Genomic DNA, 23,605 nt, shown 5'->3' on the forward strand with positions numbered 1-23,605 from the left:
CGGTCCTGTCGTTTGGTTGACGTGAAAAGGGGGCCGCGGGCCCCCTCGTCATGGTACGGTGGCGAATATTTAGGCGCCCGTAAGGGCAGCAACAATCGGACCCTCGACAATTTCGAGTGCCAAGAAGACGCCGACGCCGGCGACCATTGCACCCGCGAGGCGGGCGTTGACTGCAGCCGCGTCAGATGCGCCAAGTTTGCGAACAGCCCAGCCAGCCAGGATCGCCATTGCATATTGCAGAACAGCGAGGCCGATAAAGTAACCCAAGAGGACTGCGCCGCCAACGCCGCCTTCTTGTGCGGCGATCGAGCCGCCGAAAGCAGAACCGTGGAACAGGCCAAAGACAGCAAAGATGGCTATCGCCACGCCTGCGTCAATTGCGCGACCCGAAAGGACCAACCCGCCAATCGCCAGCAGCGAGATCACGATCACCGTTTCTGCCAGCGGCATCGCAACGCCTGCATACATCAGGCCGCAGCCTGCCAGCATTGCACCGATGTACGCGGCAGGCCCGGTGTAGCGGGCTGCTGTGAACGTGGCTGCAATGCCCATCGCCAGCACAAAGAACAGATGGTCAAAGCCCAAGAGCGGGTGGCCCACGCCGGACAAAAGCCCATGCGCGAAGGTTTCCATTGGCAATCCACCCAGTGGGTGGTGCGCCAAGGCTGGTGTGGCAGCAAGGCTGAGGCCCGCGGCGGTAAGAAGTTTTTTCATGTCTGTCCCCTTTTGGATCGCGTAAAGGGGGGATTTCATGGAGTGTCCGGTTTATCTGCCCGGATCAGACCCCCACGGAACACCCCGTCCGTTGTTTCAAGTCCGTCCCCAATGTCGGGGCCGTGCATGGCTGGTCTCCTGGCTGCGGGTCGTTGCACCTTGTTGCCTTCCCGGTTTCCCAGTGGCGTCGTCACAAGGCACTTACCGCTTACAGTCGCGGGGGCGGCTGCGGTTAAGGGTCTCCCGTGTCAGGATCGGCCCCGTCGCATTCCCATTTCATCCCCCAAGGCTTGGCCTTTGTCGGGGGAACCGTGCGCCGTATGTGTGCGCCTTCGCTGCAGCCAGCGTCAAGGGTGAAAGCGACGTCATCAGGCGACGTCACGACACGCGCCGGTGTCGTGATTGGGGTTTAGCGACCGAAGATCAGTTATTGGATGATCGTGGGCCTGAAACTGCATTCCGCGGGAGGATGACGGAAAGCTCGCGCATCAGCTTGCTGATCCAAACCAGTGGCACACCAAACAAGATCATGAAATTCCCACAAAATTTGACCCCAATTTGCCTGAAATTTGACAATCTTGATGGCTAACCTCAAAGTTGAGTTGGAGAGGCGAAAACGAGTATTTTCAGATGAATGTTTCCTTCAAACAGGACGCCCGTATGGGCGTGCTGACGACTGTTTTGGGTCCCGACAAGCTTAGCCTTGTGCGTTTTGTTGGCGAAGAACACATGAACGACCTTTTCCGTTATCGGGTCGAGGCGATTTCCAATCGCAATGACGTGGATTTTGACGCCCTGATTGGCACGCACGCCACCGTCAGCCTGACGTCATTTGATCTGCCGGACATCCCCTTTGACGGCATCGTCACCGAAGCACAGCTTTTGGGGCCAGGCGACAACGGGTGGCGGTACGAACTGATCTTGCGGCCCTGGTTCTGGATGCTCGGACTGCGCCGCAAGCAACAAATCTATCACGAGATGACCGTGGTGCAAATCTTGCAGGAATTGTTTGCACCCTACACCGGGCTGGGTGAGCCAGCGTTCGAGGTCAGGCTGGCCGGTGATTATCCCGTGCTTGAATACACAGTGCAGTATCGCGAAAGCGATCTGGCTTTTGCGCGGCGCATGATGGAACGCTTTGGTATCAGCTTTCATTTTGCCCACGACATGGGCAGCCACACGTTGGTGCTGACCGACAATATCACCGCCCACGAACCTTTGCCGGGTGGATCGCGCAAATACATCAGCACCGCAACGGGCCACCGGGCAGATGAAGAACATTTCTGGGAGATGCGCCCGGCACGGCGCATGACCACCGGGGCAATCCGGCTGACGGACTACAACTTCAAAACCCCAACGGCGGCGATGGAAACCGAGCGATCAGGTGATGCGGTCTACGAAGAGGGTCAGATCGAAAGCTACGACTACCCCGGCGACTACCTTGAACAGGGCACTGGCAAAAAGGTTGCCCGGTTGCGTGTCGATCAGGAACGCGGTCAAGATCCACGCCATCAGGCGCAGGGCGATTGCGCCAGCTTGCGCGCGGGCCAGATCATCGACATCAGGGGCGACAAGGTGCCCGGTGTAGGGAAGTCACTTTGTCTGTCTGCCCAGCACAGCTATGCCTCGGGCGGCTATGGGTCTGGCGATGATGCGGGTACCATGTATCAGGGTGATTATCTGCTGATGCCCTCGGGCGCGCAGATGCGCCCCGAACGCAAGACGAAACGCGCCGTCGTGCAGGGCCCGCAAACCGCCACGGTGGTGGGCGAGGGCGAGATTGATTGCGACGAATACGGGCGGATTCTGGTGCATTTCCACTGGGACCTCGACAAGCGCTATTCGATGCGCTGCCGGGTCAGTCAGAACTGGGCGTCAAAGGGCTGGGGTGGCATGGTGATCCCGCGCATCGGGATGGAGGTCGTGGTCGAATTCCTTGAAGGCGATCCTGACAAACCGCTGGTCACGGGCTGTGTTTACAACGGCAAGAATGACGTCCCCTATCCGTTGCCGGAACACAAAACCCGGTCTGTTTTTCGCAGCGATACGCACAAGGGGCAGGGGTTCAACGAATTCACGTTTGAAGACGAACGTGGCGACGAACGCATCTATCTGCATGCGCAAAAGGACCACGAGGTTCATATCCAGAACAACAGCGCCAAGCGCGTTGATGTCAGTGAAGTGGAATCCATCGGCAACAGCAAATTTTCCGAGATCGGCAAGGACTATAACTTTCAAATCGGTGGCAATGCGGTTACCGCGATTGGTGTGCCGGATGTCAGCGTGCATGCGCCAAAACCGATGGAGGCCTATGATGACGGGCCGTTGCAGCTCGCCTACAAAACGACGATCCACGGCAAACCCGATGCTGGGCGTGGCCATTACAAATTGATGGTCGCGCAATCCATGACAGAGGTGATCGGCACCCAATCAAACACACGGGTCGGGTCCAGCAGCACGATTGCAATTGGCACAAGCTTGCAGATGAACGTGGGTTCGCAAAAGAACGAAACGGTGGGTGACGGGTCGTATGAAACTGTCGGCGGCGGCCGCTACATGCATGTTGGCAAGGAAATCGACCTGCGCTGCGGGGCATCACGGTTCATCATGAAACGCTCTGGCGAGATTGAGCTGGTTGGCACGCATATCAAGCTACGCGCCAAGAAAATCGACCTGAACTAGGAGCCATCGACATGAAAGCAGTCATTGGAATTGGTGGCCTGGCGCTGGTCGGTTTTGCGGCTTGGACCATGTGGCCAAAGGCACCGGATGTAGCCACGGCCTGCGCGCCGGTGACCGAGGCAATCGGCGCAGAGGTACCGACCGAATTGGCTGCGATGCTCGATCGGACCTGTGCGGCAGCCTTTGTTGCCGACACCGATGCGTCTCGCGCATTTGATTTGGGCTACCCGTCTTTGGCCTTTGATCATGCGGATGAAAACGAAGTGCTCGCAGTGATCGACGCGACCGCAGGCGAGGGGGACCGGGGATTCTTTGCCTCTGATCCTGCCATTCTTGATCGGCTGCCCGATGGTCCGACGGCAGACTTTGTGCGCGCCTCTCGCGATGCACAGAGCGCGTTGGCGCAAGCTGATGATGTTGGTGCGGTTTTGCGGGCAATCCCGATTTGGGGCAATGATGCGAATATGGAAGTCATCGTGGACGGATGCGGTGATTTCGATTGCGCGACTGATGCAAGTGATTGCGCCGGTTATGTGGGTTTGGCGGACAAGTTGCTGGTCGCGCAGGGGACTGCAACACTGGCAGAGGTGCAGACAGCTTGCCCAGTTAGCCCCGGTTGGGTGCTGGGTCTGCGCCGCGCGGGACTTGTTGATACGGCATGTACCAGCACGTTGGCGGTGAACCGTGCGATGGCTGATCCCGCAACCCTTGGCACGGCATGCTATCCTTCAGGGCTCGATGCCAGCGCATTGCCCGCCATTGGATCAGCCGACTACCCACGCCTAGTGCGCGCAAACGGGATCGATGGCGTGTCGGCTGGCACTTTGCGTGTCATGCAATCCGCCTATCCCGAAGCCACTGCATATCTTACGACCGCCGGAGGCAGTTAAATGGTTGAATTCACCAGAGAAGACCTTGATGCGTTTCTGTCAAAGACCGACTTTGATTTTTCCAAAACCTCAGATTGGGAAGCATTTCTGGAAGAGCGCCGCTTAGGTGGATCGGGCCGCGACGCGGACGGAATTCAGCTTCGCGACATCAAAAATTATGCTGTGGGCTTTGCCAATGTGATCACCACAAGCGGCACAGTTACCGCGCGCTTTAATGTCCGCACATTGGGCAGTGGCCTCGCCCTGCCGCCGGGTATTCTTTACGTCTATCACAACGACAGCCCCGGCCCCAAAAAGGTGACCAGCTTTTACGTTGGCCCGCCGACGTCCTCCGCATCGTTCCAGCTTGAGGTCAGCAGTGGTGGCCCGGATGGCGAAGAAGGCTGGGGTGCGCTTTATTATGTGATCATCAAGTCAGGGAACCTGCCCGGGCAGGGGCTGGCGGAAATGGCCGGAAAACGTGCCTTGCGCCAGGCGATCAAGACCGCTGGTTGGCTGACACGCGGTGGGTTCCGCCTGCTGTCGATGGGCGAAGCGGGCTATGACGTCACGGTGCAGGTGGGCAATGGCGCGCCGACTCGCGATTTCATGCCGCAAGAGATCATCTCGGACGCCGGGATGGAACAGATCGAGGAAACCGCGCGCAATGCGTGGGATGCCTTGACCGATTAGGGGAAAACTTGATGCCAGCCGCCTCTCGCAAGGGTGATATCTGCGTCGGTCACGGATGCTTCCCGCCGACACCGTCGATTGCGGGCAGCCCCAATGTCTCTATTGACGGCATTCCGGCCTTGCGCAAAGGCGATGCAGTCGCGCCACATGGCTGTTCGAACTGCCCGCCGCATGGGCGTTCAGTCTCTGCCGGGTCACCGACGGTCTTTGTGAATGGCAGGCCTTTGGCCCGGATCGGGGATGGGGTTGATTGCGGTGGGTCGGTGTCTGCCGGGTCCGGCACTGTCACGGCGGATGTTCAGCCCGCACCGACCTTTTCACCCCTGCGGCTGGCGCGAGGTGCGCCCTGCGTGCGCGAATGCATGCGCGATGCCAACCGCAAGGGTCAGGCCTTTGTGACCAGTTCCGGATGAACGGCGCGACACCCATATCCCGCAGGACCCTGTTCGGCCTGCGCCGCGCGTTTCGCGCAGGTCAATTGACGGCCGTGCTGGATGCCACAAGCTATGATAATCTGCTGGCCACTATCGGCGCATCCCGCCTGACATTCGAAAGCCTGTTTTCCGGCGAAGATGCGATCATGTTGTCGGGTGAGGCCCCTTATGTCGTGGCTCTGGATCCGGACAGGCCCAAAGCTGTCCGGGACCTGATCAAGGCGGCAAATCATCGCCACGCGGGTTTTGTTGCGCAAAGCGATGCATCATTGGATGATCTGCGCAGGCATTTTGCCGGGCGTTTGCACGTCATCATCAACGAGGGTCAAGACATGGCGCTTTTCCGGTTTTATGACACCCGCATTCTGCTGGCGTTCCTGGCTTCGCTTACCACAACAGAGGCGGCGGCGTTCTGGGGACCCGTCGATCAGGCCTATGTGGCGCGCGGCGCCGGGATCGCAAAGATCAATATGCCGTTGCTTCCCGGTGCGTCCGTCGCCACCGACCTTGAGCCCGCCGAAGGTGATATCCGCCCCCCTGTGCTGCAACAGATCAACAGCAACCAGATGGAACAAATGAGCAAGGTCACCGACACGGTCTTTCGTGAGCGGCTGCAGGCCTACCTGACCACGGAATGGGGCGGCGATGTTGGTGACCGCACCCCCGACGAGGTGCAGGACCTGATCGGTGCTTCCATTGCCGATTGCGCCCGGCTCGAGGTGTGTCGCGAGATGGATATCGTCACAATGGCGATCGTGCGCATGCGCAAACCTGCGCTGGTCGCATCTGATGAATTCTGGGAGGCCGTCATCGCCCAGAAGCCAAATCCGAACCAACGCTCTGGCGCGTTTCTGGGCCGGATCATCATCGAACTGGAACCTGACGCCGCCATTGCCTTTTATCAGCGGCTGAACGGGTGGTGGGAGTTTGGAAAAGCAGAAGAGGAGATGGAACTTTGATCATCCCATCGCAAAAATCTGCGGAAGCCTTGGCCGAACTGGGCCGCGAGGGGGGACGTTGGGCCGAAGGCTTGGCCCGGCGCGAGGCGCTGGACCCGGCAACGCGGCCATTGCCGCCCTATGACTGCCCAACGGGCACCTGCGCCACTGACAAGCCGTGTGAAGAGGTAAAGCCAGGCGATACCATCGCCCCTGACAGCCGCGAACATGTCGAGCGCAATGCCTGCAACCGGTGCCCTGCCACCAATCCGACCCCGGTGACAGAGGTGCAAAGCCGGATGTGGCCATTGCCCGACAAAGAGGTCGTGGTTCGTTACGAGGACTCAGAAGGAAACCATTGGCTGCCCGACAGCATGTTTTCAGCGCCGCGCTTTCATGGAGATGCCGGTTTGGGGGCGCGAGACGCGCCCAACATGACCTACAGGGTCGCCCTGTCATTGTCCGGCGGGCGCGGCTGGCAGTGCCGCTATTTTGGCGGTGTTCTGGATGACACCAGCCTTGATCTGGGCACATTCGATTATGCCGACGGTGGGACGTCGATGCACATGAGCATGGACGTCAGCCCGCATAACGCCAATCCTAACTACGCCCCAAACCTGACCGAGACATTCTAAGCCATGACCCGCCCAAACGACCCCGAAAAAGGCGTCTTCCGCCTTGGTCAGGACCTGAGCCTTGCCGACATCTGGATCGGACTGCACAGCGACGCCAAGCAATGGCAGCGCGCCGCGTTTGCGCCCGATACGCTGCGGCAGCGGGCAGCGGTGGCCGACAACACCAACGCGCTATTGGCGGTTCTGGACACTTGCGAGGCCGCGCGGTGGCAGGCCTTTATCGAGGCACAGGGGATCACTCAGATCGGTGCGATTGCGCTGTCCTGGTGCAAGGGCGCGGATCTGCAAGCTGTGGCGGACGGTGTTCTGCTGGACATCGAAGAGCCTGCGCAAATAGATGAACGCGCGATCAGGCTTTTCAATCCGGCCATGCGACCGCAAAGCCGATCCCTGATGCAACTGGCAGAGGCGGTCAGCTATGACATCAAGGCGTTAGTGCTTGTGGCGCTCTGCGATCCGGCACCTATCGTCATGGATGTCTCGACTGCGTGGCTGGTTGATCTGCCCCCGATGTTAGGCGCGGTTCTGTTGAAACGCTATGACCCCGCCGTGTCAAAGTTGCAGCCCGAAATCCTCGAGACATGGCAAGCTGCTGCTTAACGGCGCGTTTTCGGCTGCGACACAATCCCGACTAAAACAATCGGGCCTGTCATTGTGCGACGGATCGGGCTAAAACCGCCGCGACCAGCAAGCAGAGCACACTTCATGGACAAGCACATCATTACCGGGACAGCGTTGCTGATTGCTGCGGTGTGTCTGTTGCCACTGCTGGGCGTCGTTGCGGCCGCTGCTCTTGGGACGTTTGATACGCTTTCACAGCTCGCCCAGACCGTGCTGTGGCGCTATACTTGGACGACGCTGGTTTTGGTCGTGCTGGTCGCAAGCGGCAGCATCCTCATTGGTAGTGTCACTGCCTGGCTTGTGGTCACGACAGAGTTTCGCGGGCGCCGGTTGCTGGAAGTCGGGCTGGTCATCCCGCTGGCGTTTCCGGCCTATGTTTTGGCCTATGCCTACACCGATGTGCTGGACCATCCAGGCATTGTGCAATCCACTTTGCGCGATCTGATGGGATGGGGGCCGCGCGATTATTGGTTCCCGGAAATCCGGTCATTGGGTGGTGCGGCATTGATGCTGACGCTGGTACTTTATCCTTATGTCTACCTGCTGGCACGCACCGCGTTTCGCTTGCAGGCGGCCGCGCCGTTCTATGCTGCAAGGTCGCTGGGTGCATCGCCGTTGCACGCCTATTTGCGGGTCTCTTTGCCGCTGGCGCGTCCCGCCATTGCCGCAGGCGCGCTTTTGGTGGTGATGGAGACGATTGCCGATTTTGGCACCGTTGCGCATTTCAGTGTCCAAACCTTTGCTACGGGTATCTACACCAGTTGGTTCGGGTTGGCAGATCGTGGCGCGGCGGCGCAATTGGCGTTGGGTCTTTTGACCTTTGCGCTGCTGGTGGCGGCCCTTGAATACATCAACCGGGGCAGGGCGACCTATGCCACCAAAGGCCAGCAAGAGCCGTTTTCGCGGTTCCATCTGTCAGGTGGTCGCGCCTTGGCCGCACAGATTGCCTGTGCATTGCCGGTGCTACTGGGGGTGGTCATCCCAACGATCACACTGATCCTGATGGGGCTGCGGTCCGAACAGGATATCTTTAGCCCGCGCTATGTGGGGTTCATCCAGAATTCGCTTCTGCTTGCAGCTATTGCCGCTGTGCTGACGGTGAGTGCTGCGATCATTCTTGGCACCTTTGACCGGATCCTGAAAAGCCGCACGTCGCTTGCGACGCTGTTCGTCGGGCGGCTTGGTTATGCGGTTCCGGGTGGGGTAATCGCGGTGGGGCTGATGGTGCCCTTTGCACGGTTCGACAACTGGTTTGATGCCCGGATGGAAGACTGGTTCGACATCTCGACCGGGCTGCTGATCTCGGGTTCGATCTGGTTGTTGATTGCGGCCTATCTGATCCGGTTTCTGGCCGCTGCAATCGGGGCCTATGACAGCGGGTTGTCGACGGTCACCCCGAACGTGGATGCGGCAGCGCGGGTGCTGGGGCGCAGCGCATGGGGAACCGTCCGGTCAATCCATATGCCAATCTTGCGGGGCAGCATCCTGACGGCGCTGCTGATTGTCTTTGTCGATACGATCAAGGAATTGCCCGCCACGCTGATCCTGCGGCCCTTCAATTATGACACGCTGGCGGTGCAGGCCTTTCGTCTCGCCTCGGACGAGCGGCTGGAAGGAGCGGCGGTGCCAAGCCTGATGATTGCGGCGATCGGTCTGTTGCCGGTGATCTTGTTGTGCGTCCGGATCGGGGACAGGCGACAGCGGTCATAAAGAAAGGCGCGCCGAGAGTGGCGCGCCTTTGGATCGTGTAGTGCCGATGTGGGCGAATTACTTCCAGCCCGCCTCGTTCAGGATGGTCTGTGCCGCAGCAATGTTGTCGGCGATATCCGACAGTGCAATCGCATCAGGGCGGAAGATGCCAAGGGCCGCCACCGATGGGGCGAGGCCCACGCCCGGCACGGCAGGGTATTCATCATTCCCGGCCGAGAAATATTCCTGCGCCTGTTCGGATGCGAGGTATTCAAGGAACTTCACAGCGTTGTCCTTGTTGGGGGCATTCACCGCCACGCCACCACCAGAGATGTTCATATGTGCCCCGATATCGTCTTGGTTGGGGAAGACCCAGCCGATGGTGTCGATGCTGTCGGACAGATCAGATACATCGCGACGCAAGGCGCGGGCAAAGTAATAGGTGTTGGACATGGCGATATCGCATTCGCCCGACACGATCCCGCGCAACTGATCAGTATCGCCACCCTGCGGGTCACGGGCAAAGTTGGCAACAACGCCCTTGGCCCAATCCGCTGCCGCATCTTCACCCAGATGTGCGGTCAATGCTGCAACGATGTTCTGTGTATAAACGTTCGAGGATGAGCGGATGCAGACCATGCCTGCATATTCCGGCTTGGCCAGATCCTGATAGGTCATCGGCGGGTTGGCGACATCGTTCTTGTCATAAAACAGAATGCGCGCACGCTGGGAAAAGGCAAACCACTGGTTGTCATCGTCTTGCAGATAAGCAGGGATTGCGGATTCCAGCACAGGGCTGTCAATGGATTGCAGCAGGCCCAGGTCCTTGGCGCGGGTGATGCGCACGGTGTCGACGGTCAGGAAGACGTCAACGGGGGAATTGTCGCCTTCGGCTTCCATACGCGCGATCAGCTCGTCGGCTTTACCTTCGATGCGGTTGATGGTGATGCCGGTTTGTTCGGTGAAGTCCGAATACAGACGCTCGTCGGTGTCATAGTGGCGCGAGGAATAAAGGTTCAGCTCGCCCTCTGCTGTGGCGCCGGCGGCCGTCAGGGCCAGCGCGGTCGCAAGGATTGAAGTCATGGGTTTCATGGGGAGGTCTCCAGGTTGGTCTGTTATCTGACTGTTTTAGTCAAATACCCGATCAGTGGGATATGGCAAGCCTTTCTGATCAAAATACTCAGGTTTATCTTCTGATCGTATCTGGCGGCGTAGAACGCCGGAAACATGCGAAAAAGCTTGAGGAGTGTGACCGCAGCCCTTCACATTTTTCACTTTCCTTATAAATATAGTCAGGAATCAGAACCCTGAGCCCGCAGGTTGTCAAAGATGCGATCCGTTGCCCCTCTCGCCACACCACAAGTTACACCGCAGCCCGTTCCGCAATTTCCCGCGGCATGGTACGAGACACTGGATGCGCTGCGCGTTGTGGCGCGGCGTTGCCGGGTTGCGCCCCGGACGGATTTGTTCAGGGCCTGTGCGCTGATTGCAAACACCAAGTCTGCAACACATGAAAATTATGCGCAGGCCCTATTCCGCTGCATCGGCGATGCGATTGGACGCAACCCGGTGTTTTATCGACCCGGAACGACCGAAGTGTCATTCGACGAGGCGTGGCTGATCCGCGCTGTCATGGCTGCCACCGAAGGTGACGAAGGTAGCCTGCGGTTCTTGGTCGGCAGCCGTGTGCCAAAGGTGCATCGGCGACACATCCGCTTTCTAATCAGCGGAATCGCGCAGCACGCAAACAAGACTTAGAATAATTCTAATAAGTGCTTGCCTCAGAGGCCGCAGCGATTATGTATGGTCCAAGCCAGCCAGCTTGATGCCAGCCAGCATATTTCAACGAAAGTGGAGACTGGAAATGACACAAACAGCAGCAGCACTGAGCACCGACGCCCAGACGCAGATTGCCGAAGCGCTGAACCAAGCGGTCGCGGAAACCGCCGTGACAACGATGCTTGCGCAGAATTTTCATTGGAACGTTAAGGGCATGGCTTTTGGCCCCCTGCATGACCTGTTCCAGACGATCTACGAAGACCATTTCGTGGCACAAGATGATCTGGCCGAACGTATTCGCGCCCTCGATGCCCATGTCGAAGGTACTTTGGCGGGCATGGTGAAGCGGGCGAAAGTGGCAGAACATGATGGTCGCGCCAGCGACAAAGACATGATCAAGCTGATGCAGACCGCGCAAGAAACCCTAGCCGCGACGCTTGCGGAATGCGGGGAATTGGCGGCGCACCACGGCGATACGCTGACCGAAGACCTGTGCATCGCACGCGGCCAGACCCACGAAAAATTCGCGTGGATGCTGCGGGCGCATCTGGGCTAAGTCAGCACTGCTGAACACGATCAAAGACGGGCCGCACTGCGGCCCGCCTTTGCCTGCTAGACCTCGAACGGGGGTGGCACACCCTTTTTGCGGCATTTCCTGGCATAGGCGGTTTTCCAGCCATCAAATTTCCCCATCTGCGCCTGCTGCGCCATCAGCATGTCAACAAAGGCTGCACGGTGAGCATTCTTCTTTAGTGACTTGAACAGCGACTTCTGCGTCTTGGTCATGGCGCAGCCGATGCAATGGCCCTGGCGCTTGTATTTGCACACGTCAATGCAGGGGCTCGGGGTCTTGGGCATCGTTGGTTCCGGTGTGAATGTGCAGCATCAATGCAGCCGGTGCCGCCCAGTCGGCTTTGGGGCCGCTGCGCGCCGAGCGCAAAGTTTCATCTGTTTCAGCGAAATGCCAAATTGGGTGGCAAGGCTAGTGATGACGGGGGCGACGTCGGGCCGCACCAGCAAGATCGCGATCAGCATGGCATCTTCACGGTCGCCCTCTGTCGCGGATGCGATAAACTGTGCAAAGCTCGCCTCGTCGGCGCCGACACATTTGCAGTGCAAGGCATGGTGCGCAAGCGGCCGCCGCCCATGATGGGCGCATAACCTGCACAGATCGCAGAAGGCTTCAAAGACGCGCTGACCTCGCGCCGCGCCCAATGCCTGAGTCATGTCATGCTGAACAATCGACTGCATGTCGGGGCCGTCGCACCACATCCGCAGATAGATCACAGCGGTCGCCTTCAGGCTGTCGTAATCCTGCAAATGACCAACGGCTGCGCCGCCACGCTCTGGGATCATCGCATTCATTTGGTGAGGATCAATTTGCCAGCGCGGGTGATCCGCAGCACGTAGACCTGACCGTCCAGATCAATGCGCGCCTCTGCGCCGGTCTTGATCAGATCGCGGGCATCATAACGTAATGGCGCCACCTTGGATCGGTCAGTCTTGGGGGCCTTGGATTGAAGGTCCATCAGTCTGTTTCCATTTGTGTTGAGCGGCCAGACGGTTTGACCGGAACCCACGATTTTGACATGCGAAGACGTCCTTTCATCTCATGAATTGTCGGGCTTCCCGTGCGGTGAACAGGGTGGCTGGATTGATACTATAAACCTGAGTGATTTAGTCGGAGATGTCAATTGAAACGGGCAGCGTGCCATTGAAGACGCGGAAACGCGGGTAGGCACGTCTTTCGCAATGCAGCCAACCGGTGGATGCCGCAGAGGTTGATGGTCATGGGGAATGGGACCTATCAACAAGGCCGGTTTGGTGACTGAAAGGGGCAGCGACCCGCAATATCTTGTGGATAAGTGGCGGAAATGGGCCATATGAGGGGCTCTTGCGTTGACTTGAGGCGGATGCGGAGGTCATGTTTCGGGTCCATGTGGGAATCGGGGTAGGCACCTTTGCGTTTTTCCAAGCTACGATTGAACGGCTTCAAAAGCTTTGTGGACCCGACCGATTTGATTATCGCCGACGGGCTGACCGGTGTGGTTGGTCCAAACGGCTGCGGTAAGTCGAATCTGCTGGAAGCCCTGCGCTGGGTCATGGGTGAAAACCGTCCAACCGCGATGCGCGGCGGTGGCATGGAAGACGTGATCTTTGCCGGTGCCGCAACCCGGCCTGCCCGTAACTTCGCTGAAGTATCGCTGCACATCGACAATGGCGAACGATTGGCACCTGCGGCGTTTAACGACAGCGACGTCCTGGAAATCGTGCGCCGGATCACGCGGGATGCGGGTTCGGCCTATAAGGTCGGCACCAAGGATGTGCGCGCGCGCGATGTGCAGATGCTTTTCGCGGATGCCTCGACCGGGGCGCATAGCCCGGCGCTGGTGCGGCAGGGACAGATATCAGAGCTGATTAACGCCAAACCCAAGGCGCGACGGCGCATTCTGGAAGAGGCGGCGGGCATCTCGGGGCTATATCAACGGCGGCACGAGGCTGAGCTGAAGCTGAAAGGGGCGGAAACCAACCTGACCCGTGTGGATGATGTGATCGAACAGCTTGCGACGCAATTGGGCCAGCTGGCGCGGCAGGCGCGGCAGGCACAGCGGTATCGCCAGATTGGCGAGGGGCTGCGCAAAGCCGAGGGCATGTTGCTTTACCGGCGCTGGAAAGAAGCGGATCAGGCACTGGCCGCAGCCGCCGACCAATTGCGCGAACGCACCGTTGCCGCAGCCCAGGCCGAGAAGACGGCCCAGCAAGCGTCCAAAGGTCGAACCGAAGCCGAAGCGGCGCTGCCGCCCCTACGTGAGGAAGAGGCCATCGCGGCTGCCGTGCTGCAACGCCTGCAGGTGCAGCGCGATACTCTCAAGGATCAGGAAGTGCGCGCACTGTCGATGATCGAGACGCTGCAAGGCCGGATTGACCAGCTGGGCCGCGATATCGACCGCGAGGCGGGGTTGAACAAGGACGCAGGCGAGACGATCGAACGGTTGGAATGGGAAACGGCAGAACTTGCCAAGGCCGGAAAAGGGCACGAAAGCCGCCTTGATGCGGCAAAGGCAGCAGCGGCAGAGGCCGCTCAGACCTTGCAAGCGCGCGAAGGCGATCTTTCGCAGCTGACCGAAGATGTGGCTCGCCTTGCCGCGCGGCACCAGTCGGCACAGCGACTGCTCGAGGATTCGCGCACCACGCTCGAGAAATCAGAGGCTGAAGAGGCCCGCGCCAAGGCCGCAATGGCCGAAGCGCAGCAGGCACTTGTCGATGCCGAGGCGCGCTTTGGCGCGGCACAGGCGGCCGAGGCACAGGCGGTTGAGACCGCAGCCAAGGCCGATGAAACATTGCTTGAGGCAGAGGCAGCGCGGGCCGAAACCCAGACCCGCGAAAGCGACGCGCGCGTGATGCGGTCCGAAGCCGAAGGCGAAGCAAACGCACTCAAGGCCGAGGTCGCGGCGCTCAGCCGGATGGTCGAACGTGACACCGCAGAAGGCGGGCAGGTGCTGGACCTGCTGCGCGTCGAAGGCGGTTATGAAAAAGCGCTTGGGGCTGCCTTGGCCGACGATTTGCGCGCCCCTGCAGTCGGGCCTGATGCGGCATCTGGCTGGGCAGCGCTTCCCGGCTATGCCGATCCACAGACCTTGCCTGCGGGGGTCAAGGCACTGACCAATTTCGTGAGCGTGCCAGAGGTGTTGGTGCGCCGCATGGGGCAGGTGGGACTGGTCGAGGCCGCAGATGGCCCGCGTTTGCAGGCTGATCTGAAACCGGGCCAACGATTGGTGAGTGTCGAAGGCGACTTGTGGCGCTGGGACGGGTTCCGCGCCGGGGCCGAGGATGCGCCATCGGCCGCAGCACTGCGGCTGCAGCAGTTGAACCGGTTGGCGACGCTGAAGCTTGATCTTGAAGAGGCCAACGCCAAGGCGGCGGGTATGGTGCAGGCGCACGAAAGCCTGACCCGGCGTCTGGCTGACTTGACCGAGGCCGACCAGAAAGCACGGCAGGCCCGGCGCGATGCGGACCGGCTGGTTGCCGACGCCAATCGCGCGCTCAGCCGGGCAGAGGCGGACCGCAATTTGGGCGCGGGCAAGGTGGAAAGCCTTGGCTTGGCCGCCAAACGTCATGCAGAAGAAGCGATGACCGCGCGCAAATCGCTGGGCGAAGCGGAAAAGGCTGCGCAGGGCTTGGGCGATCTGGATGCGGCACGGGCCGAAGTCGAAGACATCAAGATGACGGTCGAGGCCGCGCGGATCACGATGATGTCTCGCCGGTCGGCCCATGACGAGGTCCGCCGCGAGGGTGAGGCGCGCCTGAAGCGTAGTCAGGAAATCACCAAGGAAATCAGCGGCTGGAAGCATCGGTTGGAGACAGCCAACAAGCGCACCGCAGAGCTGGCATCGCGCAAGGCGGAATCCGAAGAAGAGTTGAAAGCTGCCGTCACCGCACCCGAAGAGATTGCGGCCAAGCGCGCCGAACTTGCCGACGCGATTGACGAGGCCGAGGGGCGGCGCAAAGCCTCTGCCGATGCGCTGGCTGCGGCGGAAAATGCGCTGCGTGTCTGCAGTGATGTCGAGCGAGATGCCGAGCGCGGCGCGTCCGAGGCGCGCGAGGCGCGCGCGCGGTCGGAGGCGCGATCAGATGCCGCGAAAGAAACCGTTGCCGCAGCTGCAGAACGGATCATGGAAGCACAAGAGGTGTCCCCCGATCAACTGCTTGACGCGCTGGACGTGGACCCCGACAAAATGCCGGACGCCGAAACCATCGAAGCGCAGGTCAATACGTTCAAACGGCAGCGCGATGCGCTGGGGGCCGTGAACCTGCGCGCCGAAGAAGACGCCAAGGAAGTGCAGGTCGAACATGACCAGCTTGTCACCGAAAAGGCCGATCTGGAAGCCGCCATTGCTGCATTGCGGTCCGGGATTGCCAGCCTCAACAAGGAAGGTCGCGAACGTCTGCTGACCGCTTTCGAGCAGGTGAACGAGAACTTTGGCCTGCTTTTCACCCACCTCTTTGGTGGCGGCGAAGCGAAACTGGTGCTGGTCGAAAGCGATGACCCGCTTGAGGCGGGGCTGGAAATCATGTGCCAGCCACCGGGTAAGAAGCTGTCGACGCTGTCGCTGTTGTCGGGGGGCGAACAGACCCTGACGGCCCTTGCACTGATCTTTGCGGTGTTCCTTGCTAACCCCGCGCCGATCTGTGTGCTCGACGAGGTCGACGCGCCGCTGGACGATGCCAATGTCACCCGGTTCTGCGACCTGCTGGACGAAATGACGCGCCGCACTGAAACACGGTTCCTGATCATCACCCACCATGCGGTGACCATGAGCCGGATGGACCGGCTGTTTGGCGTCACCATGGGCGAACAGGGCGTGAGCCAGCTTGTCTCTGTCGATCTGAAGAAAGCCGAGGCAATGGTGGCGTGAGCACCCACACCGACCTGAGCGCGCAAGCAGGCCGGTGTTGCGGCAGAGGTTTGACCCCTCGCGCAGTTGTGACGTTTGATGAGGCTCAAACCCGCTAAGCTGCGCCAAACGGAAGGGATGTCGATGCGGATTTTGTGGATGCTGGCCCTGCTGGCGGGACCAGCGGCGGCGCAGGAGTTCGAACCCAAGGCCAGTGACCAGGTGCTGGATGCCGCCGCGATGGCGGCACAGGTTGTGGGTCGCACGCACGAGTTTTTTGATGGTGGTGTCTCGTTCTTTTCGGTCTCAGGCATTTACACCTATACCTACAACGACGGTGCACGTGCCTATGGTGAATGGCAGCTGCGCGATGATGGTGCGGGTGGCGTCATTTGCACCTCTTTCGAGGCCGGTTTCTCGCGCTGCGACATGTATGTGCATGACGGCACCCGGCTGGTGCTGATCACCGAGGACGGCACCCGGTTCCCGGTGCGCGCAGAAAGCTAACCGGCGGACAGTGCTGACAGAAAAGCAGGGGTTGGCCAGGCATCAGCCGGTAGCCCAAGGCGCTGTTGTTCGGCCTGCACAGCGGCGCGCGTCTTGGCACCAAGGATTCCGTCAATGCCGCCGACATCGTGTCCCAGTGCGGTCAGACGTTCTTGCAAAACCATCATTTGATCGCCCGAAAGCCCGGCGTCTGGGTTGCCCGCGTCATAGGGCGGTGCGCCCATCAGCCGGGTTGCAAAGTAGGCGGCGGTGGTGACGTAGACAAAGCTTTTGTTCCACTCGAAATAGACCTCGAAATTCGGATAGGCGAGGAACGTAGGCCCCTTGCGCCCCATCGGCAACAGGACCGCGGCAGGCAGGTCTGCGGGGCCAAGGTCGCCGTTGCGCGCGGCCACCCCTGCGGCTTGCCAATCGGCCACCGACATCTTGTGATCAAGGCCGGTCTGCGCCCAGTTCAGGTCTTGCGGCACGGTAACTTCCTGCAACCACGGCTCATTCGCGCGCCACCCCAATGCGGACAGCACATGCGCCCCCGACAAAAGCGCATCGGCGCTTGAGGTCTTGAGCGTCACCTGACCGTCGCCATCGCCGTCGCGACCGTAGGCGATGATATCTTCGGGCAGCATCTGGACCTGCCCAATCTCGCCCGCCCAGGCCCCGGTAGTGGTGGCCGGGTCCATGTCGCCGCGCGCGGCCAGTTCAATCGCGGCGATCAGTTGCGGGCGAAACAGTTCTGGCCGGCGGCAGTCATGCGCAAGCGTCAGCAGCGCGTTACGCGTGTTGAAATCGCCTTGCACCTGCCCGTAATCCGTCTCGAACGCCCAAAACGCCAGCAACACCCCACGGGGGATGCCATAGTCGCGGGCGATTTGGTCAAAGACGGCGTCATTTCGGTCGCCATAAATGCGGCCATTGTCCAACCGGTTTTGGCTGATCAGGCGCCGCGAAAAGTCGATAAAGTCGCGTTGAAAAACGCCCTGCGACCGATCCGCCTTGATCACCGCAGGGTCTAGCGCGGCACCTGCGAAGAACGCATCTGACGCAGCGGCGCTGATGCTCTGCGCTGCTGCCTCAGCCTTTACGCCGTCAATAAAGGCGGGCAGCGGGCCGCCGCAGGTCTGGGCGGTGGTCTGGCTGGCAAGAAGGGCGAGGGCAAAGGCAAGGCGCATGGCAATTCCTGTCTGGTTTGGCCCAGCCTAGCAGCGGGTCAGCTGATCAGAAAGAGACCGATCAACAGTGCAGGCATAAGAACCGCCGCCCAGACGCGCCACAGAATCCAGACAGCCTCTGTGATGTGGTCGGCATTCAGCTCTCGGATGCCGCGCGTGTTGACGAAAGGATAGTCTTGCACCGTGCCGTCATAGACGCGCGGACCTGAAAGGGCAAAGTTCAGGGCATGGGCCAATGCCGCTTCGGGCCAGCCTGCGTTGGGGGACCGGTGCAGCGGGGCATCGTCGACCACCCCGTCGAAGACGTCAAAGCGCAAGGTCACAAGCAGGATCAGCCCAGCGGTGATGCGCGCGGGCACCCAGTTCAGCAAGTCATCGAACCGGGCGGCGGCCCAGCCGAACTCTGCGTGGCGGTCAGTGCGGTAGCCGATCATGCTGTCGGCGGTATTGGTGATCTTGTAGATCAGCAGCCCCGGCAATCCGCCGATCACAAACCAGAAGATCGGTGCGATCACCCCGTCCGACAGGTTTTCTGCCCCGCTTTCGATGGCCGCGCGGGCAATATCTGCCTCGGTCATGTCATTTGTATCACGGCCAACGATCTGCGCGACCGCACGGCGGCCATCGCCAAGGCTGATGCGCAGCCCGCGCGCGACGGCCAGCACATGGTCACACAGCGAACGTTGCGCAAGCAGAACTGCCAGTGCGATCACCTCGACCACGGTGCCGGGGATTGCGCGCAACAGCAGGCCAATGGCCAGTGCCGACAGGACCATGATCACCAACGCGGCGATCCCCTTGGCCTTGCGCGCGGCACCCTGGTTCAGCGCCTCATCCATCCATCCAATCACCCGCCCCATCAATACGGCAGGGTGCGGCACACGGGACCACAGCCACTTGGGCTCTCCCAGCAGCGCATCAAGGATCATGCCAATGGTTAGGGTCAAAACGCGGCCTCAACCTGTGCCCAGCGGTCTGGGTGCGGCAAGCCCAGACGCAGCCAATTGTCGGCATAAGGGAAGATGCGCGACCAGATCTTGTGGCGGGCCAGATGTGCTTGCGCGGCGGCGGCATCCTGCACTTGATAAAGCCGGAACAGGTCCGTTCCACCAAGGCTGACAGCACCTTTGGCCGTGACGATCTTGTCCAGCTTTGCTGCGTCTTGTGCCAATCGCGTCCGCGTTTCATCCGCCCATGCGGGGTCTGACAACGCCTCTGCGCCGATGGCCAGCGCCACACCGGATACGTGCCAGGGGCCAAGCGCCTCTTTCAGGTCGGTGATGATCACGGGGTCCCCGATGGCAAAGCCCAGCCGCAGACCCGCGTGCCCCCAGAATTTGCCGAAACTCTTCAGCACAATAGTGCCGGGTCTTGCGGACAAGGCGATATGACTTTCGCCCGGTGTGACGTCGCAAAAGCTTTCGTCGATGATTGTCAGCGGCGCATTCAGATTGTCCGCATCCCACATCAGGCCATCCGGGTTGTTGGGGTGAACCGCCACCAGCGCGTCATAGCCGTCTTCATCCAGTGTCCAGCCTGCTGCCCGAAAGGCTGCCCCATGTTCATTGTATGTGGGGCCGGGGATTTCGACGCGGCCCGCCGGGCGCATCCGGGGCAGTTGCGCAATAAGCGCCGAGGCGCCCGAGGCCGGCAAAATCGCAGCACCTTCCGGCACCTGCCAATAGCTGCGGGCAAGCCCGATCAGGCGTTCCATCGCGTCCGTGTCAGGCAAGCCCGTCCAGACGTGGCCAGGCAATGGCGGAATAGGATAAGGCACCGGATTGATCCCGGTCGACAGGTCAAGCCATTCGGCGCGCACGCCACCATATCGTTTGATTGCCGCGTCCAGACCGCCGCCATGATCGCGCTGAGTGGTCATGATACGTCAGGCAATGGCGGGTGGCGGGTGACAAAATGGCCTTTGATCGCCTGCGGCCACTCGCGGTAAGGCACCTGGCCTGTGTCGCTGGCCGCGTGTTTGGCGGCATAGTCGACAATGCCCGCGGCTGCTTCTGCGTCTGGTTCAAAATCGCCGATGGTGTAGTTCAGCTTGTCTTGGCCCTGCACCGCGACGTTGCAACCTTTCTTGCAGCCCATCAGGCAGGACACGCGCCGGGTTTGCACGTTGGGGGCATCTTCTGCCGCCGCCTCAATCAAGGCCGCCAGCCGTTCGCCATCAGTTTGGGACATATCGCCTGATTCCCACCCCTCGCGCTTGCAGGTGTCGCAAATGGTGATCCAGGTTGTCATGGCAAAAATCCCGTTGGTCCAAGCCGACTTTCAAGCGGATTTCGGCCTGAGTGACAAGATGATGAGCGGAAAATCGTCTGCTTTCTCTGATCCGCCGAAATGTTAACCATTCGTTTACCCTAAGGATGAATGACAGCTTAACGTACTAGTCAATTTGTGACGAAACCGTTACAAAAGAGTTGCGGATGTGGAGGTGAGATGCACGTTCTGATTGTTCAGAGCAACGCACAGTTGGGGTCATTGTGGCAACGTCATCTGGAGCGGTTGGGCATGTCGGTTGTTTTGGCAACCAGCGGTTCCGATGCCGTTCAGATTATTGAAGATGTGCCCTTTGATGTGATTGTTTTGGACCTTGTCCTGCGCGAAGGCAGTGCATTGACCGTCGCTGATGTTGCGAATTTCCGCCAACCAGACGCCAATGTGGTGTTCGTTACCGACACGACGTTCTTTTCGGACGGGTCAATTTTCGCGCATAGCGCCAATGCCCGTGCCTTTGTAGAAAAGGCGACGCCGCCAGCGGATCTGGCGGCGATTGTGGAACACTATGGCCACAGCGCTAGCCGCGACCGTGAGGCTCTGCATAGTTCAACCGTGGGTTGATCGGCACGATCCGATGAGGGTTAATACTCTCGTGACTAAAGTGATAATGGCGCACGATATGGTCCATGTTCACCGTCGCAGCAATGCCGGGCATTTGGTACAATTCACGTGTGTAACCCCATAGATTGGGGTACTCGCGCAGGGTCTTCAGGTTACACTTGAAATGCAGGTGATAGACCGGATCAAAGCGGATCAGGGTTGTCCACAGGCGCCAGTCCGCCTCGGTCAGTATGTCGCCCATCAGATAGCGATTGTCAGCCAGCCGTGCCTCAAGCCAGTCAAATGTGTCGAACAATGGCCCCACCGCGGCATCATAGGCCGATTGCGTCGTGGCAAAGCCTGACTTGTAGACACCGTTGTTCAATGTGTCATAGATCCGGTCGTTCACCGGGGCGATGGCATCGCGCAAATCGGTGGGCCAATAATCGTCCTTATTGCCGGTGATTCCGTCAAAGGCGCTATTGAACATGCGGATGATTTCGGACGATTCGTTGGAGACGATGGTTTCGCGTTCCTTGTCCCACAAGATTGGTACGGTCACCCGGCCGGACATATCGGGCTGCGCCTTGAGGTAGATATCGCGCGCAAAAGGCAAACCATAAAGATCGTCACCAGTGGCGCCTTTGTCATCCGTCTCAAATGTCCAACCGTCTGTCAGCATATCGGGGTGCACCACCGAGATGCTGATGTGGTCCGTCAGACCCTTCAACTGGCGAAACACAAGGGTGCGGTGGGCCCAAGGGCAGGCATAAGAGACATAAAGATGGTAGCGCCCGGATGCGGCCGCGAATCCGCCCTCGCCTGAGGGGCCGGCGCTCCCGTCTGCTGTGATCCAGTTGCGAAACTTGGCTTGCGTGCGCTTGAACGCGCCGCCGGTGGATTTCGTGTCGTACCAGACGTCATGCCAAACGCCATCTACCAATTGTCCCATCTGAGTGGTCCTTTCTTTGCTTGCATCACAGGTAGCGGCGGCACATGCCCGCGCATACCCCCACCCCCGCGCAGTCCATTCTGCATGGCTGCACAGGTCGCAAATGGCCCACAAAGGCCGTGGAATCGTTTGCGCCGACCCGCCACCGCCCATATACCAGCCCCTGACGAAGCCCATGGGCCAGAGAGGTGGTGGCGCGCGGTCGACCCTGACGGGGACCAAACGCCACGTCGTCCGACACCGTTGCGCGCGGTCCTTCTCGGCCTGACCAGACACAAGGACACGCCATGCGCCTGATACTTTCGCTTTTGCTGATCATTTGCGCCCAAATGGCTGCGGCGCACCCCGGCCACCTGGTCGATGTCGCGGGCCACGACCACTGGGTCGCGGGTGCGGCCATTGGTGCCGCCGTGTTGATCGGGCTGTGGGGCGTGCTGAAAGGCAAGAAAGAAACCGACGGTGACGGCCCCGAGGACGAGCTCGAGCTGGAAGAGGAAGCGGCATGAAAACCGGTGTGATGATCTGCGGTCACGGCTCGCGTAGCCAATCGGCGGTTGATGAATTCGCTGTGCTCGCCGAAAAGCTGCCCGCCTATCTGCCCGACAGCTGGGAAACGGATTATGGCTATCTGGAATTCGCCAACCCGGTGATCCGCGACGGGTTGGACAAGCTGCGCGAGGGCGGCTGTGACCGCATTCTGGCGGTGCCCGGCATGCTTTTTGCCGCGATGCACGCCAAGAATGACATCCCCACGGTCTTGAACACCTACGCCCGCAAACACGGGCTGGACGTCCGCTATGGCCGAGAGCTGGGCGTAGACCCCAAGATGATCGACGCCGCCGCTGGCCGTATCCAGGAGGCTGTCGATCAGGCAAACGCATCCCATGGCGACCTGCCACTGACAGAGACCTGTCTGGTCGTCATCGGGCGCGGTGCGTCGGACCCAGATGCCAACGGGAACGTGTCAAAAATCGCCCGGATGCTGCAAGAAGGGATGGGCTTTGGCTGGTGCGAGGTCGGCTATTCCGGTGTGACCTTCCCGCTGGTGGAACCCTGCCTGCAACACGTGGCGCATCTGCCCTACAAGCGCGTGATCGTATTCCCCTATTTCCTGTTCTCAGGCATCCTGATTGACCGTATCTATGGCTTTACCGATCAGGTCGCCGCCGAACACCCCAATATCCAGTTCATCAAAGCGCCCTATCTGGGGGACCATCCCAAGGTGCTCGAGACTTTTGCAGAACGAATTCTGGAACAAGACAGCGCCACTCCGCCGCCAAACTGTGGCATCTGTGCCTACCGCGAACAGGTGCTGGCGACCAAGGATGGCGGCCACCACCACATCACCCCCGAAGACCGCCAGCACCCCGCCTTTGGCAGCGTCCCACCGCCCACGTGCGTATTGTGCAAATACCGTGTGCAGGTGCTGGGGTTCGAGGCAGAGGTGGGCGCGGTTCAGGAAAGCCACCACCACCACGTCGAAGGCCAGGGGGCCTCTGCGCCGGGGTCCAATGTGGCTGATTGCGCGCTGTGCGACACGTTTTGCACGGGCATGTGCCGGCTCGAAGCGACACATGATCACCACCACCATCATCATCACGACCACGGTCATGATCACCATCATGACCACGCTGTCTATCCCCATGCGGATCACCCGCATGGACCGGAAAGCGCGCGCAAATCAAACAAGGCCTGATT

25 protein-coding genes and 1 riboswitch are annotated in these 23,605 nt (G+C 60.1%); of the genes, 15 read left to right on the plus strand and 10 right to left on the minus strand.

Going from position 1 to position 23,605, the window contains the following annotated elements; all coding sequences use genetic code 11:
* Positions 1-69: 69 nt before the first annotated feature.
* Positions 70-714, minus strand: a complete 645-nt coding sequence (locus AB3Y40_RS00375) for a HupE/UreJ family protein (protein ID WP_369436822.1) — start codon at positions 712-714, stop codon at positions 70-72.
* Positions 715-825: 111 nt separating this feature from the next.
* Positions 826-1,043: riboswitch (cobalamin riboswitch) on the minus strand.
* A 268-nt stretch (positions 1,044-1,311) separates the two neighbouring features.
* Here AB3Y40_RS00375 and AB3Y40_RS00380 point away from each other — a divergent pair.
* The 8 genes from AB3Y40_RS00380 (at position 1,312) to AB3Y40_RS00415 (ending at position 9,296) form a co-directional block, all read left to right on the plus strand.
* Positions 1,312-3,396, plus strand: a complete 2,085-nt coding sequence (locus AB3Y40_RS00380; RefSeq protein WP_369436823.1) for a type VI secretion system Vgr family protein — start codon at positions 1,312-1,314, stop codon at positions 3,394-3,396.
* A gap of 11 nt (positions 3,397-3,407) precedes the next feature.
* On the plus strand, positions 3,408-4,286 hold the full coding sequence (locus AB3Y40_RS00385) for a hypothetical protein (RefSeq protein ID WP_369436824.1): 879 nt from the start codon (positions 3,408-3,410) through the stop codon (positions 4,284-4,286).
* On the plus strand, positions 4,287-4,958 hold the full coding sequence (locus tag AB3Y40_RS00390; protein ID WP_369436825.1) for a hypothetical protein: 672 nt from the start codon (positions 4,287-4,289) through the stop codon (positions 4,956-4,958). It begins immediately after the preceding gene.
* Positions 4,959-4,969: 11 nt separating this feature from the next.
* Entirely contained in the window at positions 4,970-5,371 is a 402-nt protein-coding gene (locus AB3Y40_RS00395) for a PAAR domain-containing protein (RefSeq protein ID WP_369436826.1), read from the plus strand.
* Entirely contained in the window at positions 5,368-6,351 is a 984-nt protein-coding gene (locus AB3Y40_RS00400; RefSeq protein ID WP_369436827.1) for a DUF4123 domain-containing protein, read from the plus strand. Before AB3Y40_RS00395 ends, AB3Y40_RS00400 begins: the two co-directional genes overlap by 4 nt.
* Entirely contained in the window at positions 6,348-6,965 is a 618-nt protein-coding gene (locus AB3Y40_RS00405; protein ID WP_369436828.1) for a hypothetical protein, read from the plus strand. Before AB3Y40_RS00400 ends, AB3Y40_RS00405 begins: the two co-directional genes overlap by 4 nt.
* A 3-nt stretch (positions 6,966-6,968) precedes the next feature.
* Complete coding sequence (locus AB3Y40_RS00410; RefSeq protein ID WP_369436829.1) at positions 6,969-7,565, plus strand: hypothetical protein; 597 nt, start codon at positions 6,969-6,971, stop codon at positions 7,563-7,565.
* Positions 7,566-7,670: 105 nt separating this feature from the next.
* Positions 7,671-9,296, plus strand: a complete 1,626-nt coding sequence (locus AB3Y40_RS00415; RefSeq protein WP_369436830.1) for an ABC transporter permease — start codon at positions 7,671-7,673, stop codon at positions 9,294-9,296.
* A gap of 57 nt (positions 9,297-9,353) precedes the next feature.
* Here AB3Y40_RS00415 and AB3Y40_RS00420 read toward each other — a convergent pair whose 3' ends face one another.
* Positions 9,354-10,367: an extracellular solute-binding protein gene (locus AB3Y40_RS00420; protein ID WP_369436831.1), complete on the minus strand. Its 1,014-nt coding sequence runs from the start codon at positions 10,365-10,367 to the stop codon at positions 9,354-9,356.
* Positions 10,368-10,604: 237 nt separating this feature from the next.
* Between AB3Y40_RS00420 and AB3Y40_RS00425 the strand changes: the two genes are divergently transcribed.
* Positions 10,605-11,033 carry a hypothetical protein gene (locus tag AB3Y40_RS00425; protein ID WP_369436832.1) on the plus strand — a complete coding sequence of 143 codons (429 nt, stop codon included), beginning with the start codon at positions 10,605-10,607 and terminating at the stop codon, positions 11,031-11,033.
* A 106-nt stretch (positions 11,034-11,139) separates the two neighbouring features.
* The gene (locus tag AB3Y40_RS00430) at positions 11,140-11,610 is read left to right on the plus strand and encodes a Dps family protein (protein WP_369436833.1); all 471 of its coding nucleotides are present in this window, start codon (positions 11,140-11,142) and stop codon (positions 11,608-11,610) included.
* A gap of 56 nt (positions 11,611-11,666) precedes the next feature.
* On the opposite strand, the gene AB3Y40_RS00435 is transcribed toward AB3Y40_RS00430, so the two are convergent.
* From AB3Y40_RS00435 to hemP, 3 genes are read right to left on the minus strand one after another with little or no spacing between them, the layout of a single operon-like run.
* Positions 11,667-11,912, minus strand: coding sequence for a DUF1289 domain-containing protein (locus tag AB3Y40_RS00435; protein ID WP_369436834.1), 246 nt, complete (start codon positions 11,910-11,912; stop codon positions 11,667-11,669).
* Positions 11,913-11,939: 27 nt separating this feature from the next.
* Complete coding sequence (locus AB3Y40_RS00440) at positions 11,940-12,419, minus strand: hypothetical protein (protein ID WP_369436835.1); 480 nt, start codon at positions 12,417-12,419, stop codon at positions 11,940-11,942.
* Entirely contained in the window at positions 12,416-12,583 is a 168-nt protein-coding gene (hemP, locus tag AB3Y40_RS00445; RefSeq protein WP_369436836.1) for a hemin uptake protein HemP, read from the minus strand. The genes AB3Y40_RS00440 and hemP overlap by 4 nt, the downstream gene beginning before the upstream one ends.
* 432 nt (positions 12,584-13,015) lie before the next feature.
* On the opposite strand from hemP, the gene smc reads away from it, so the two are divergent.
* The gene (gene smc / locus AB3Y40_RS00450) at positions 13,016-16,471 is read left to right on the plus strand and encodes a chromosome segregation protein SMC (protein ID WP_369436837.1); all 3,456 of its coding nucleotides are present in this window, start codon (positions 13,016-13,018) and stop codon (positions 16,469-16,471) included.
* Between the two features lie 78 nt (positions 16,472-16,549).
* Positions 16,550-16,957, plus strand: coding sequence for a hypothetical protein (locus AB3Y40_RS00455; protein ID WP_369436838.1), 408 nt, complete (start codon positions 16,550-16,552; stop codon positions 16,955-16,957).
* On the opposite strand, the gene AB3Y40_RS00460 is transcribed toward AB3Y40_RS00455, so the two are convergent.
* Genes AB3Y40_RS00460 through AB3Y40_RS00475 form a run of 4 tightly spaced genes read right to left on the minus strand, consistent with a single transcriptional unit; the run spans position 16,954 to position 20,376 of the window.
* On the minus strand, positions 16,954-18,126 hold the full coding sequence (locus AB3Y40_RS00460) for a lytic murein transglycosylase (protein WP_369436839.1): 1,173 nt from the start codon (positions 18,124-18,126) through the stop codon (positions 16,954-16,956). The two genes, AB3Y40_RS00455 and AB3Y40_RS00460, sit on opposite strands and share 4 nt — an antisense overlap.
* Before the next feature lie 38 nt (positions 18,127-18,164).
* Positions 18,165-19,055, minus strand: a complete 891-nt coding sequence (cbiB, locus tag AB3Y40_RS00465) for an adenosylcobinamide-phosphate synthase CbiB (RefSeq protein ID WP_459553985.1) — start codon at positions 19,053-19,055, stop codon at positions 18,165-18,167.
* A gap of 14 nt (positions 19,056-19,069) precedes the next feature.
* Positions 19,070-20,005, minus strand: coding sequence for a threonine-phosphate decarboxylase (locus tag AB3Y40_RS00470; protein WP_369436841.1), 936 nt, complete (start codon positions 20,003-20,005; stop codon positions 19,070-19,072).
* Positions 20,002-20,376: a DUF1636 family protein gene (locus AB3Y40_RS00475; RefSeq protein ID WP_369436842.1), complete on the minus strand. Its 375-nt coding sequence runs from the start codon at positions 20,374-20,376 to the stop codon at positions 20,002-20,004. The genes AB3Y40_RS00470 and AB3Y40_RS00475 overlap by 4 nt, the downstream gene beginning before the upstream one ends.
* A gap of 198 nt (positions 20,377-20,574) precedes the next feature.
* On the opposite strand from AB3Y40_RS00475, the gene AB3Y40_RS00480 reads away from it, so the two are divergent.
* Positions 20,575-20,976 carry a response regulator gene (locus tag AB3Y40_RS00480; protein WP_369436843.1) on the plus strand — a complete coding sequence of 134 codons (402 nt, stop codon included), beginning with the start codon at positions 20,575-20,577 and terminating at the stop codon, positions 20,974-20,976.
* On the opposite strand, the gene AB3Y40_RS00485 is transcribed toward AB3Y40_RS00480, so the two are convergent.
* Positions 20,933-21,907 (minus strand): glutathione S-transferase family protein, encoded by a 975-nt coding sequence (locus tag AB3Y40_RS00485; RefSeq protein ID WP_369436844.1) that lies wholly within the window; start codon positions 21,905-21,907, stop codon positions 20,933-20,935. The two genes, AB3Y40_RS00480 and AB3Y40_RS00485, sit on opposite strands and share 44 nt — an antisense overlap.
* Before the next feature lie 287 nt (positions 21,908-22,194).
* Between AB3Y40_RS00485 and AB3Y40_RS00490 the strand changes: the two genes are divergently transcribed.
* Complete coding sequence (locus AB3Y40_RS00490) at positions 22,195-22,413, plus strand: DUF6732 family protein (protein WP_369436845.1); 219 nt, start codon at positions 22,195-22,197, stop codon at positions 22,411-22,413.
* Positions 22,410-23,603 carry a sirohydrochlorin chelatase gene (locus tag AB3Y40_RS00495; protein WP_369436846.1) on the plus strand — a complete coding sequence of 398 codons (1,194 nt, stop codon included), beginning with the start codon at positions 22,410-22,412 and terminating at the stop codon, positions 23,601-23,603. The genes AB3Y40_RS00490 and AB3Y40_RS00495 overlap by 4 nt, the downstream gene beginning before the upstream one ends.
* Positions 23,604-23,605 lie beyond the last annotated feature (2 nt).

Source organism: Yoonia sp. R2331 (assembly GCF_041103235.1).
Taxonomy (GTDB): domain Bacteria; phylum Pseudomonadota; class Alphaproteobacteria; order Rhodobacterales; family Rhodobacteraceae; genus CANMYO01.